Source organism: Lachnoclostridium sp. An118 (genome assembly GCF_002160985.1).
Lineage (GTDB): Bacteria > Bacillota > Clostridia > Lachnospirales > Lachnospiraceae > Claveliimonas > Claveliimonas stercoravium.
The window spans coordinates 1-13,467 of record NZ_NFLQ01000035.1 but is presented as its reverse complement, the minus strand read 5'-3'; the positions used below and the strand labels follow the sequence as shown (position 1 = coordinate 13,467).

12 protein-coding genes are annotated in these 13,467 nt (G+C 49.0%); 2 read left to right on the top strand and 10 right to left on the bottom strand.

Annotated features, from left to right (window positions below):
- Positions 1-155: 155 nt before the first annotated feature.
- From B5E62_RS16380 to B5E62_RS16365, 4 genes are all read right to left on the bottom strand, one after another.
- Positions 156-932, bottom strand: a complete 777-nt coding sequence (locus tag B5E62_RS16380; RefSeq protein WP_087175578.1) for an SseB family protein — start codon at positions 930-932, stop codon at positions 156-158.
- An 88-nt stretch (positions 933-1,020) separates the two neighbouring features.
- Entirely contained in the window at positions 1,021-2,967 is a 1,947-nt protein-coding gene (locus tag B5E62_RS16375; protein ID WP_087175577.1) for a DUF5107 domain-containing protein, read from the bottom strand.
- A gap of 99 nt (positions 2,968-3,066) precedes the next feature.
- Positions 3,067-4,917, bottom strand: coding sequence for an ATP-dependent zinc metalloprotease FtsH (ftsH, locus tag B5E62_RS16370; protein WP_087175576.1), 1,851 nt, complete (start codon positions 4,915-4,917; stop codon positions 3,067-3,069).
- A gap of 25 nt (positions 4,918-4,942) precedes the next feature.
- The gene (locus B5E62_RS16365) at positions 4,943-5,398 is read right to left on the bottom strand and encodes a hypothetical protein (RefSeq protein WP_087175575.1); all 456 of its coding nucleotides are present in this window, start codon (positions 5,396-5,398) and stop codon (positions 4,943-4,945) included.
- 216 nt (positions 5,399-5,614) lie between these two features.
- Here B5E62_RS16365 and B5E62_RS16360 point away from each other — a divergent pair, with 216 nt between their 5' ends.
- Positions 5,615-6,157, top strand: coding sequence for a TetR/AcrR family transcriptional regulator C-terminal domain-containing protein (locus B5E62_RS16360; protein WP_087175574.1), 543 nt, complete (start codon positions 5,615-5,617; stop codon positions 6,155-6,157).
- On the opposite strand, the gene B5E62_RS16355 is transcribed toward B5E62_RS16360, so the two are convergent.
- The 6 genes from B5E62_RS16355 to B5E62_RS16330 all read right to left on the bottom strand — a co-directional run bounded on the left by B5E62_RS16355 (position 6,154) and on the right by B5E62_RS16330 (position 12,068).
- Entirely contained in the window at positions 6,154-7,026 is an 873-nt protein-coding gene (locus B5E62_RS16355) for a S8 family serine peptidase (protein WP_330398165.1), read from the bottom strand. The genes B5E62_RS16360 and B5E62_RS16355 overlap by 4 nt on opposite strands.
- A 153-nt stretch (positions 7,027-7,179) precedes the next feature.
- Positions 7,180-8,223 carry a type II TA system antitoxin MqsA family protein gene (locus B5E62_RS16350; protein WP_087175572.1) on the bottom strand — a complete coding sequence of 348 codons (1,044 nt, stop codon included), beginning with the start codon at positions 8,221-8,223 and terminating at the stop codon, positions 7,180-7,182.
- Between the two features lie 42 nt (positions 8,224-8,265).
- Positions 8,266-8,481: a hypothetical protein gene (locus tag B5E62_RS16345; RefSeq protein ID WP_087175571.1), complete on the bottom strand. Its 216-nt coding sequence runs from the start codon at positions 8,479-8,481 to the stop codon at positions 8,266-8,268.
- A gap of 125 nt (positions 8,482-8,606) precedes the next feature.
- The gene (locus B5E62_RS16340) at positions 8,607-10,199 is read right to left on the bottom strand and encodes a recombinase family protein (RefSeq protein ID WP_087175570.1); all 1,593 of its coding nucleotides are present in this window, start codon (positions 10,197-10,199) and stop codon (positions 8,607-8,609) included.
- A complete protein-coding gene (locus tag B5E62_RS16335; protein WP_087175569.1) occupies positions 10,196-11,785 on the bottom strand; it encodes a recombinase family protein in 1,590 nt (529 codons plus the stop codon). The genes B5E62_RS16340 and B5E62_RS16335 overlap by 4 nt, the downstream gene beginning before the upstream one ends.
- Before the next feature lie 76 nt (positions 11,786-11,861).
- A complete protein-coding gene (locus tag B5E62_RS16330; protein ID WP_242958022.1) occupies positions 11,862-12,068 on the bottom strand; it encodes a hypothetical protein in 207 nt (68 codons plus the stop codon).
- A 348-nt stretch (positions 12,069-12,416) separates the two neighbouring features.
- Between B5E62_RS16330 and B5E62_RS16325 the strand changes: the two genes are divergently transcribed.
- On the top strand, positions 12,417-13,244 hold the full coding sequence (locus tag B5E62_RS16325; RefSeq protein ID WP_242958020.1) for an ATP-binding protein: 828 nt from the start codon (positions 12,417-12,419) through the stop codon (positions 13,242-13,244).
- Positions 13,245-13,467 lie beyond the last annotated feature (223 nt).

Sequence of the window (13,467 nt, the reverse complement as noted above, 5' to 3'; positions counted from 1 at the left end):
TTCTCAGGGCAGCGCCCTGAGCCCTCGGAGAGCTTTTCAATATCAATATCTGCAATTTTCAAGGTTCTTCTGAGCCTATTTTTTATGACTTATTTTTTCATAGATTACTTGACACTACCGCATGCTGTAATTACTATATCATATGACGCCAGGCCCTATTTCGTCTCCGTCTTTTTTGGCCGGGCAATATGGAACGGGATATTGACTCCCAGCGGGTTCACGATGACCCCTTTTGCCTCCGGCGGCAGGATATCCGGGAGCTTGGCATACTCAACGACCGCTGTCCTGTATTTGTTCTCCCTGTTAAACTTGCGGAACTCGTCCGGGTCCGTAAAAACAGGCTGGAACACAGACCCGTCCTTCTGCTTCATCACGAGAAGTCCCTTGTCCGGCTCCACTGGCAGCAGGTATTTCCCCCGCTGCAGGTCCACCAGCAGCTCCTCCTGCATCTCCTTTAATTCCTCGGTCATCTGCTGCTCCGGGTCCTTGCGCATCTGCTGCATAAAATAGAGGGCAGTGAGATGGAACTGGGGATTTTCCACCCACTTTTTCCCGTCGGGAAGATTGTCCATATCCGGCCTCTTTACCAGTTCTCCCAGCTGCAGATGGGTCTCATCCTCCAGGCCCTTGTTTATCGCCATGGCGTTGACTCCCATGGTGAACAGGTTCGAGTAGAAGGAAAGGAGATGCCTGTTCTCCAGCTTTGCTATGTTGACCGGATCCTTCCGGGCAAGAAGAAGCTTTCCACCCTTCTGTGCCTCCTCCTCCGTCTTGTAGAGGAGGACTTCATCATCAAAGGTCTCCGGGTCACAGAAGACAAAGGGCATCCTTGTGTGCATGGATATGATGACAAAGAGCTCCTTTGCACTGCGCAGGTGTGCCAGCAGCTTCTGTCTCTCCTGGCTGTTCGCTGTATTGTTTTCTTCTTTCATAGGAATATTCCTTTCTGCTGTTTCAGTACGTAATCCGCTATTTATCATACATCATTTAGAAAGGAAATTCAACAGGACGGGGCGTCTTCTAGCTGGCTGAAAAATCATACTGGTGGGGCAGCTTTTTCTCTCTGCCCGCCTCGTCCCGGTGAAGGGACAGCCACAGCCTTCCTATGGAGTCCTCGCCCTCCCGGATATCCTCCAGCAGGAGTCCCCCCTTCTCCTCCAGGAGCCGGGCGGCCTCCCTGTCTTCTCCCAGCTGGTGGAGAGCAGAGATATAGATAAATTTCAGACGGCTGTTCTCCCTGAGTCCTTCCTCCAGCTCCCTGTAAAGAGCCCGGATCTCTTCTGACGCCCCCATCATATGCAGCATCCGGAATCCCTCTTTCATATAGGAAAGGCGGTCCTCCCACCGGGGCAGCCTCCGCGCCAGCCGCATGCCCTGCAGGATTTCCTCACCGGCCCTGGCCTGCTGCCCCGCCATGAGGCTGACACAGGCCAGGGCATGGCGCGCCCATGGGTTTTCGGCCAGCTGCAGAGACCTCTCGAGCATGCAGCGGGCCCTCTCCGCCTGTCCGTCCTGGGTCAGCCATACACCGGCCTGGTAAAAGGCGTACCAGTTCTCCCGGTTGCAGCCCTCAAGAGTGCTCTCCAGAAATCCGATATTGTCGCCGTCTATCAGGAATGCGTCGGGTCTGTCCGCCACATCCTGCTCCTGGAGCTCCCCTGTCTCAAAAAACCGCTGCCAGCTCCGGAGCGGTCCCTCCGGCACCTGAAAGGCCAGATGCGCTGTCCACTTCCCCTGGCTCCTCATCGCTCCGTAGCCGCTTCCCGCCCAGACAAGGCTGGCCGGACCTTTTGCCATGGACTTCGTCTCCGCCAGGATCCGCTCCATCCTCTCCGGCTCCCCGGCCCTCTGTATGTCCGCCGTCAGGGAAGCGCTCCTTTCGGCGTGGGACATGGCCATCCTTTCCCTTCCCAGACTGACAGAGCCATACCTCTCCAGCCACTCCCAGGCTGTATGGGGCGCCATGGGAAGACAGCCGTACTGAGTCTTCCCAAGTCCCGCCTGGATCTCGATATACCTGCCCGCCCTGTCCGTCAGGAACTCCTGCCATCTGTCCGAGCCGCCCTGGCTGCCCCAGGAGAAGAGCTTCCGGCTGCGAAGTCTTTTCGTGGACATCTGGAGAAGCCCAAGGCCGTCTCTGTCCACATTGGCCACGTACTTGGGAGATTCCTGCGGGATGTCAAAAAAGTAGTCCACAGACCGGGGGATCTTCTGATAGTCCGTGACGTCCACTCCCTGCACGACCGGGATATCCACCTTGAACACAGCGCCGTCCGCGTAGGTAAATGCCTGCCCGGCGGGAACGACCACACGCCCTCCCTCGTACTCAGGGACAGCCATGTTACTCCACCAGTACATGGGGATGACCTGGCTGCTCTCATTGACGATCCGCATCCGGCAGTTCAGGAACCGGTCCTTCTCACCCAGCCAGAAATCCATCTGATAGGCCACCTTCCTTATGCGCTCATACTCGTACATGCGCAGCACCGGCTCACCGCTCTCAAGAGCTGTCCGCGCCACATACAGCGGCTCCGTAGTGAGGGGTGTGTGGCCGATGACGCCGATATTCCACTCCACGCCCCCGCTGAACCAGGCGTTCCGCACCGCCAGGTTGCTGAACCGGAGGACATCATTCGTATAGAGGAGGCTCCGGCCCTTCTCCTTGTCCCACAGCTCCCACAGCCGCCCCCCGTACTGCGGCAGAAAGACAGCCCTCAGGCTGTCATTTTCCAGCACGGCCGTCTGCACCTCCTGCTCCTTAAGTTCCCGTGTGTAGCAGTTGTACTGCCTGTAGGGATATGCGTTCCTCCTCCTGCCGTATCCCTCGTATATCTCATCCTCCTCGTCCAGTCGGAAGACAAGCTCGTTCTGCAGGATCTTCTCCCCCAGAAGATCAGGAAGGCAGGACTCCTCTCCGAGTCCTGCCACTCTCATTTTCTTTGTCTCAAATCGCAGTTCCGGTCTCATAACTCTTTCTCCTTATGCCCTGTAGATTTATATAGTTAGATCTATAGTATCCTATCCAGCCGGCAGTTGCAATCTGAATTCCTGTCCTCTTATTGTGATTTATTGCTCCTGGCAGGGCCGCCCCTCCTCCTTTGCAAGCAGTATTTTCATGAACTCCTCACCTGTGATGGTCTCCTTCTCATAGAGGTACTGCGCCAGCTCGTCCAGCTTTTTCTTGTTCTCCCGGATCATGCGGATGGCCTTCTCGTGCTGCCGCCTCACAAGCTCCACAACCCTCTGGTCTATCTCCGCCTGGGTCTGGGCCGAGCAGGCGAGGGAGGTGTCCCCTCCCAGATACTGATTGGTACGCGTTTCCAGGGCCACCATGTCAAAGGCGTCGCTCATGCCGTACTGGGTGATCATGGCCCGGGCCAGCCTGGTGGCCTGCTCGATGTCATTGGAGGCACCCGTAGTCATGGAGTGGAACTCCACCTCCTCCGCCGCTCTCCCTCCTGTCAGCGTGGCAATCTTGTTCTCTATCTCCTCCCTGGTCATCAGGTAATGATCGCCCTCGTCCACCTGCATGGTGTATCCCAGAGCGCCGGATGTCCTGGGCACGATGGTGATCTTCTGCACCGGCGCCGACTGGGTCTGCATGGCAGCCACAAGAGCGTGGCCTATCTCGTGGTAGGACACGATGAGCTTCTCCTTGTCTGTCAGGATAGCGTTCTTCTTCTGGTAGCCGGCGATGACCACCTCGATGCTCTCCTCCAGGTCCGCCTGGGTGGCAAATTTCCTGCCGTCCCGGACTGCCCGGAGGGCCGCCTCATTGACGATGTTGGCCAGCTCCGCCCCCGATGCGCCGGAGGCCATACGGGCGATCTTGTTGAAGTCCACATTGTCCGCCACCTTTATCTTTCTGGCGTGTACCTTTAAGATATCCTCCCTGCCCTTCAGGTCCGGCAGTTCCACCGGCACTCTCCGGTCAAACCGTCCCGGCCGCAGGAGGGCGGGGTCCAGGGACTCCGGACGGTTGGTGGCCGCCAGGATGATGACGCCTGTGTTCTCCTCAAAGCCGTCCATCTCTGTCAGCAGCTGGTTCAGGGTCTGCTCCCTCTCGTCGTTTCCGCCAAGCTGGCCGTCCCTCTTCTTTCCGATGGCGTCGATCTCGTCGATAAAGACGATACAGGGGGCCTTCTCCTTTGCCTGGCTGAACAGGTCTCTCACCTTGGAAGCGCCCATGCCCACGAACATTTCCACGAACTCAGATCCGGAGATGGAGAAGAAGGGCACGTTTGCCTCGCCGGCCACGGCCTTGGCCAGCATGGTCTTCCCGGTTCCGGGAGGGCCCACAAGGAGGATGCCCTTCGGCATGGAGGCTCCGATCTCCCTGTACTTGCCGGGGTCATGGAGATATTCCACGATCTCCGTCAGATTGTCCTTGGCCTCGTCCTCCCCGGCCACGTCGGAGAATTTAATGCCCTCGGAGGACTTCACGTAAATCTTCGCGTTGCTCTTTCCCATGCCGAACATCATGGAATTGGGGCCTCCGCCCGCCCGCTTTGTCAGCTTCCTGGACATGTACTGCCCAATGGCGATAAAGATGATGATGGGGATCAGCCACGAGAAGATGGCCGTCACAATGGGCGATGTCTGCTGTATCTCCTGCCCGGAGAAGGCGACCCCTGCCTCATAGAGGCGCTGTGTCAGCTCATCGTCCTGCACCATGGCAGTCCGGTAGATATGTCCTTCGTCCTTGTCCGTAAAAAGGATGGTGTTCTCCTGCTCCTGTATCTCCGCCTTTTCCACTTTCCCTTCATTCGTCATATCGATAAACGTCCCGTAGTCCACATCCCGGATCTCCCTCTCGGTGATAAAGGGCACGGCCAGGAAATTGAAAAGCAGGAGTGCGATCACTACGATCGCATAGTAATATATCATCGGTTTTCTGGATGGTTTTACTTCCTTCATATGTGTTCCTCCTAGTCTTTTGCGGTTATGGGTTCCCGCCGCCCTGCGGGGACCTCTTTTCATCGCAGTCCATCTGGGCGTCAATGGCGGTCAGGGCCGCGCGCATGGCATGCCTCATGGCCTGGACGGCAAAATCCATGCTGAACTCCGCATACAGCGTGCTGGCCTCCGCCCTTCTCTCCGCACGGTCTGCTATATCGGACATATCCTCCGCCATGTCGTTCTCCAGGATGTCGTCCGCCTTCTTCATATATTCGAGCTGGATATCCGCCAGCCTTCTCACAGCACGGGAGCGGCATCCCTTCATGCTCTGCGCCAGGATATATTCGCTTTCCCTGCACTCCCGGGCCATATAGCCGCACTCCCTTCTGATGGCCTCGTGCTCCATCTGCTGGCATGTCATAAGACGGGCCTGAAATCTCTCATACTGCTCATCCATCTCACAGAGCTTTGCAGAAAAAATCCCCTGCTGTACACTCATGTCTTTCAGCCTCCTTTTGCATTGTACTTTACCAGCGCCGCTCCCTCTTTTCCATTCTCAATCCTTTTCAGATGACTAGACAGATGCCGGCATCTGTCAAGATGCCCTGCGCTGGACAAGGCCTGCCCTTCCGTGCTATCATGGACAAAGGACCGACCCCCGCGGCGCAGACTGCCGCGGAGGCACACATACAGGTGCAGGACAGGAGGCAGGATTTTGGCTGAGAACGTAAAAGAAAAGATTGCAGAGACCTTTCTTGCGATGACCGCCAGGAAGAGCTTTGATAAGATCACGATAAAAGACCTGGTGCAGGAATGCGGCATCTCCCGCCAGGCCTTCTATTATCATTTCCAGGATATACTGGATGTCATTGAGTGGATCATGCAGAGAAGCGCGGACGAACTCCTCGCTCGCAGCCTGCAGGCGGAGAACCCGAAAGCCGCCCTCCGGCTTTTTATTGATTTTGCCATGAAGAACAGAACATTCATCCACCACCTGCTCCGCTCCAGGCAGCGGGAGCAGATGGAAAATATCATCCACAGAAATTTCCGCAGCTACCTGGAGAACCTCTACAGGCACGCTGCCGTGGACACCTCCCTGAGCTACCGGGACCTGCTCATGGCCCTGGACTTCTTCACCTACGGGATTTCCGGCGTGCTGATCGAGAGCAGCCGCAGCGGACAGGCGGACTCGGAGGTGCTGACTGACCAGCTCTACAGACTGCTGACCGGCCGGATGGTCCAGATACCCTCTGCCTAGTACGGTATGCTCTCCTCCACGCACAGCGCCCCGTAACCCACCTGATTGTTGGGATACCTGTCAAAGCCCGGGAGCTGTCGGGCACCTTTTCTCAGATAGGCCTTTATCTTCTCCCCGTAGAGATAAGGGTCATTTTGTTTTATGATCCCCCACTCCATAAGAAGGGCTGCCCCTCCTGTCACAAAGGGGGTTGCAAAGGAGGTTCCGGTCACTGCTGTCACGGCTCCTCCCGGCACTCTCGTCATGATCCCCACGCCGGGAGCCGCCAGGTCGGGCTTGATCCGGTAGCCCTCCCCCTGTCCTCCACGCCCGGAAAAATCCGCATAGGTAAAGGTGAGGGCATCGTAGGCTCCCACCGTGATGACACGGGAGGCGGTGGAGGGGATGGTGAAGGTGTCCTCCTCCGAGGGCAGCAGAAAGCCGGTCCCCGGGTTCAGGGCCGCCTCCGACGGAAGCCACATCTGATATCTGCCGTCCACCACACGCCCTGTCTCCAGCAGGATAGTCCACACGCCGGGGGCAATGTATGTCTCCGCCGGCAGGAGGTCTATAAATATCTCCTGGGAAAGGCTGTGTGGGCTGGGCTCTCCGTAATAGACGAGGATTTCCGTGGAGCCGATGCGCATCCTCTGGGTCCCTCTGACTTCCTGGATGGGGTCGCTGCGCACCCCGGAGGGTGTGATCAGGGAGATGCGCACCTGGTCCGCATAGGTCTTCCATATCTGGATGTTCATGGCCGTCTGCCTGGACTGCACCCCCAGCTCGATTTCCTTTGTCTCATAGCTCTCAAGCCTTCCCGCCGTATGCCCGGCAGCGTTTCCCTCGTTGCCCGCTCCCACGCAGATGGATGTGCGGCCCAGGTTTGCCACATCGTCTATGTAGCGCTCCAGGAGGGAAGTCCCGTCATGTGTTCATTATAACTAAGGGAAACTTATTTCCAATTCACATCATACTTGGCGCCACTGAAAAAAGCACTCACATTTCTGCAAGCGCTTTTCTAAGCCTATTATTATGTCAATATATCAAAACTCTCTTATCTCTTTTGCCAAAGAGAACGGAATAATATCCCCCGGTTTTGTCTCAATATATGCCTTCTCCTTATGCATATATTCAATAATATCTTTTGCTTTATAATCTCTAAATTTCTTAATCACCTTATCTATAATTTTCTTTTCATCGGCGCTTAAGATGGAATAATCCATTCCTTTTGTCGGATAAACATGCAGCATTGCTTCATAATTGTAACTCTCTTCCTCATGAACATTGAGTTTTTCCAGGTTCATAAGGCTATAATGCCCAACAGGAAGCGCTCCCATAGTATTATGCCTATAAACCATTCCTGTCATAGCACATCCGTTGAGCTTATAAGAAAAAGCATCTACATACCAGAGCATTTTCATAAGTTTTACCTTAAACAGATTCGAAACATTTTCAGCAATATACGATATTACAGCCTCAGTTTTATCAATGTTGAGTATCGTAAAACCATTGGCTTCGGATGGTTCTTCAAAGTCCGCGTATTCCCCCTCAAATGTCTGCCGTGTCAAATACTCTTTTCCATAAGAATCCAATTTCTCAATAATTTTTGCTTTTATTTCTGCTCTTTTCTGAGCAGAAAATTTCACAGCATTCTTCTTCAGGAATTCCAGTGCTATTAATGGATTGTCCTTAATAAGACGAAGCATTGTATCATATGCTTCATCCTGGATGGCTTTACTCTCATATCTTGATATGGTAGCCTCACCCCACCCTAGTAATCTTGCAAGATCGACCTGTGACAGACCATAATTTTCTCTTATTGCAACGATCTCGTCAGAGGTAAGCAGGCCATGATTAACACGGTATGCATTACGTGCATTCAGAAGATTTGCATTTGTCATGGAGCCGGTTTCAAATTCGTTTTCATCCGTATCCGCATTTGCACAAAAATAAAACCTCTCCTCGTAGGTTACCTCCTCACCCTTCAGTATAATTGTTGCAAAGCGTTTTCTTTCTTCTACTTCATGTGTCTTGTCACACAGCGGACAATCCATATGAACTTTTCTAATCAAAGTACTCGTCTCCATTGTCCTTCCTCCTTTTCTTCTCCAATTATGCATATGGGAATTTCATCTTGTCCTTCGCATAATGGAACGACACGCATAAAACGTGTCTTTTCTGGTCTCCTTTAATCTGTCAACAACATCCTCTATATCATAATCTAAATCTAATAACGTATATGGTGTCGAATGCTCCATGTCATCCTTCTTATTCTTTCGCATTAAAATAAAGTCAGTATCTATATTAAAGTCACCTTTTTCCAAAAACATTTTCAGTTCTTTCAAAAAAGCAGCGACTTCTCCTCTTTTCGATTGTGTACTAAGAAAGATGATAATCACCTCCAGCAAACCTTTTACTATCAATTGATAGTATATGCCCTAATTAATCATTTGTCAAGAAAAGGCCAAAATTATTCTGTTTTATCTCGTTTTTCATAAGGAGATTGGTATTTAAATACAATATCAATGCTCTTGTCCCCATTCACAATAATTTTATCGATCAGCTCCGTCACAATCTCTCTTGTTACCTCTGCCAGTGTTCCATACCTGACAAACTTTTCAATCCAGTTTTCATAGCTTTCCTCTGCTTCTTCAAAGTTATTTTTCTCCTTCTCTGCCTGTGAAATTTTCTCCCGGATATCCTGATCCTGCTTCTCATATTCCGCTTTATAAGAAAGATATTCTTCTTTATCCAGAATACCATCCACATAATTTTCGTAGGTTTTCTTCTTATATCTCTGAACTCCTGCCAGTTCTTTCTGCAGGCGCTCTATCCGCTGATCTGCTTCTTCGCACCGCCGGTTTATTTCCTTCCTGCGGTCAGCCGCTTTCAGCAGTTCATCCTTATCGCTTTCTTTCAGCGCCAGATTTGCCTGTCTCTGGATTTCATTTATTACAATAGAATCCAGAACCTCTCTCTTAATAAAGTGGGAATAACACATGTTATTTCCTTTTCTATGATAGGAGCCGCACTCATAACCGTCTCTGCAGGTAACTCTCTGGAGATTATAACCGCAGTCCCCGCAGACAAGAAAGCCTGCATAGGGATTGACTTTCCTCACCTCGCTGAGAAAGCCCGGCGTCCGTGACCTTTTCTTCATGATTTCCTTTGCCTGCTCAAAAGTATCCCTACTGATGATCGGTTCATGCATACCCTCTACAATATACTGTTGTTCCTCTGGAATATAATGATATTTTTCCATTTTGTATGAGATCTTTTCAGATTTATGCTGTACCATGGCACCTGTATAGACCCGGTTTTTCAGAATCACATTGATAGTTGGATATGCCCATCCTTTTGCACCTGCCTTTTCCTGTGCGTTGGAATATTTGAGCCCCTGCACTTTTCTTTTGTATTCGGATGGCGTCATTATTCCTTCTTCGTTCAGTTTTTTGGCAATGCCATCTCTGGAATATCCCTCCAGATACATATAGAAGATTTTCCGCACTACCTTTGCGGCTTCTTCATCTATAAGAAAGTGATGTTTGTCCGCCGGATCTTTAATATACCCGTAAGGTGCAAAACCAGACATAAACTGCCCTCGCTTTTTCTGTGCGGAAAGTGCGCCTCTGATCTTCTTGGAAATATCACGGCTGTACATATCATTAAATAGCGTCTTAAACTGTGCCAGTTCTTCATTGCTGTGTGCGACCGAATCCACACCATCCAGAATCGCAATGTACCGGATTCCGAGAGATGGAAAAACACGTTCAATATAATTACTGGTTTCGATATGTTCACGCCCCAGACGGGAAATATCTTTTGTGATCACTCCCTGGATTTTTCCTTTATAGATATCCTCCATCATCCGCTGAAATTCCGGTCTGTTTGCAAAATAAAGACCGGAGTATCCATCATCAATATAAATGTCTGCAATCTCCAGATCCTCCGATTTACCGACATACTCCCGGATCAGTTTCATCTGGTTTTCAATACTTTCACTGATCTTATTTTCCCCATCGTCCTTTGACAGACGACAATATGCCGCCATCTGATACATCATACCACCTCGTCTTTCTGTGTTATACTGGATGCGGAGCCAATCCCGGAAGTAAATTTGAAATAAATATCAATCTGCTGATCAGGATACACGTAGATCCGGTCAATCAATTCAATAAGCACCTCTCTTGTCAGTTGTGCTGCTGTAATCTTTCCCCGGCTGAAATGATCCAGCCATTTTACAGTATCCTGCATGACAGTCATTTCAGTTTCTTCCACATTTTTCAGTTCATCCAGTTCTTTTTCAAATTGTTCATTCTCCGTATCATACATCTTTTTCAATTCCAGATATTCCTCTTTGGAAAGGATATCATCCATAAACTGCTCGTAAGCTCTTTTCCGATATTCTGTGTTTTTCTCAATTTTTGATTTCAAACAGGCTATCCTGTCGTCCAGCTTCGGTTTTTGGTCTCTAATCTGCACCTTTAGATTTTCAAGCTCACTTTTTATCTGCTTTATTTGCTGATTAATCGAAAAGGCAACCAGTTCATCCAACTTTTCAAAGGTAATATGGTTCAATTCGCAGTAATTTCGCCCCATCTTCTGATGAAATCCACACTCATATCCGTCATATCCCTTACATGAAGCAAGATACCGCTTACGCATAGCTGTTTTACATTTTCCGCAAAAAAGCAGTCCTACATATTTATGCGGCTCCTTATTCTTATCAAAATAAGAGACTCTATGATCTTTTCTTATCTGCTGTGCCCGAGCAAACTCTTCTTTAGAAATGATCGCTTCATGAGCATCCGGTATCAGTTCCAGTTCTTCAAGAGGAATTGCCTTTCGGTAATTCAATTTATAGGACGGCTTATCAAATTTTCTTATCACAACTGCACCGGTATATACCGGATTCTTCAGAATTCCCCGGACTGTAGCAGGCGTCCATAAGCCTTTTCCCACATTCCAGGGATACCCGTTTTTCAAAATCTCTTTTTTATATTTTGCCGGAGCCGGGATCTGTTCCTCATTCAAAATCCGGCTGATCACCGTCCCACCGCAACCACTTAAATACATTCTGTAGATCCTGATCACGATCTCTGCCGCATAAGCATCCACCTCCAGATGATTATGGACTGTTTTGCTTTTCACGTATCCAAACGGCGGTTCTTTCGGAGTGTATTCTCCCATGGCTCTTTTTGCCTGAATTGTAGTCCTGATTTTTTTTGATGTGTCCCTAAGATACATATCATTGAGCAATGTCTTAATTTCCAGCAGTTCATCATAAGTGTTGACTGCTGAATCATAATGATCCAGAAGGGACACAACCCGAATTTTTCTCTCCGGGAAATATTTCTCCAGATAATAATTCGTATCGATGTGCTCTCTCCCGAGACGTGACACATCTTTCAGAATGACCATATTGATGATACCAAGTTCAATGTCGGTCAGCATTCTCCGGAATTCCGCTCTGTCAAAGTTACTGCCGGATGCCCCGTCATCTGCATAGACTTTTACTTCCTCAATATCATTATGACTTGCAATAAAGTCTCTTGCCATTTGAATTTGAGAGTGAATACTGTTGCTGTATTTTTCCTCTTTTGTCCGCTCTTCTATGGAAATACGGCAATAAATTCCCGCCTGATACATTCTATCCCTCTTTTCATTAGTCTTGTATAGTCATTGTCTTTAATTGTCTCAATCATACAATAGAAGCTAAAGAAAATCAACCTTCGATTCTTCGTTCTGCCAGATTGCGGATGCACTGCGTCAGGGTTCTATTTCCATTAAAATGCACACGGATCAGATATCCTTCATGCTCATAACTTACATCTTCCTGCTGAAATTCTGGAGAGCCAGAACAGTTGTTAACCGCACTTTGATTTTCCATCGATACGGCTGTCTGCTCTACAGGTACAAGTAAGGTATTCATGCTATATGCCTCCTTCAGCATACAGTCCTCTATACATCCTATGCCGGCAGGGTTGTACAAAAGTTCCGTATGCATTGAATTCAGCTTTCGAAAGCCTGACTTGATTGTAACTTTTTAAAGCATAGAACTCATTGAACAGAAATTGAGGGCAGATTGACTGTTATCTGATTCTTTTTTATCCACAAATCGAAACGCCATTGAATAGAACGTATGTTTGTATTATGATAAAGGAAATTTAGTACCAGTCAGTAGCAGAAATAATACGAAAAGGTGGGGTAGCGATTGGATCGATGCGACTTTTGTTCGATAATGACATGTTTGAAAAATCATATCAGCGAAAGCAATCAGATGAGCCAGCCGGAATTTTTATATGAAATATTTACAGATTTTATGGACAGTCAGGAAATTGAAGATTTCTCACTGGACAACGGACTGGTGTGCCGCTGGATGACAGGACAGGCAAAGATCAGTCCGAAAATACCCTCTTACTATGCAAAACCGAGCAAACAGGAACTGCTTGCAGCAACAATAGATCAGAACCTTATGCCGCTGATGGCCGACAGCCGTCAAGCCATTCAGGATATTTATACTCTGTTTATACAGGATGATACGATCTCAGAAGCGAAAAAGGCAGAACTGTCATCTCTGTACAAAACTCCAGATTCACAGCTCCTGTTTCTTGCAAAACTAATCTCTTTTGGTATGGAACGGCCATTTGTCAAGAGGGATGCCCGGAACCGGAAACTGATCGCAGGCGGCGCCCTCTCTCCGGCAGTCCTGAATTATATTATGGACAGTGAAGTGCCAAAACCATGCCGCCACTTTCTGGGGAGAGAGAACGAACTGGAAAAATTACATGCAATACTGGAAGAAAACAGCAAAATATTTCTCTATGGAATTGCGGGAATAGGGAAAAGTGAACTGGCAAAGGCATATGCCAAAATATACAGTAAGGAATATACGAATATTCTGTATCTGATGTACAGCGGGGATCTGAGGCAGGATATCATTAATCTGGATTTTGCCGATGATCTGCCGGAAGATACGGAGGAGAACCGATTTCGCAAGCACAATCGTTTTCTGCGGACGCTGAAAGAAGATACGCTGCTGATCATAGATAATTTCACGAACGTTAACAGGGGGCGCATATTGCGTCCCCTGTTACTTAATATATGAGCAGTACTTTCAGCGTTGACTACTTCATTTACAAATGTTTTAACTTGAGCAATGGATTTAAGCATTATACTCAATTATTTCATAACCAATCTTCCAACCATATCCAGGTAGTGTCAAATACTACCTGTTTTTTTGTATCTAAATTCTATAGAAACCTTGATTTTTAGGGAAATCTTCAATAAAAAGAGCATTGACCTCCCTTTTCTGGTATAATGTCTATCGC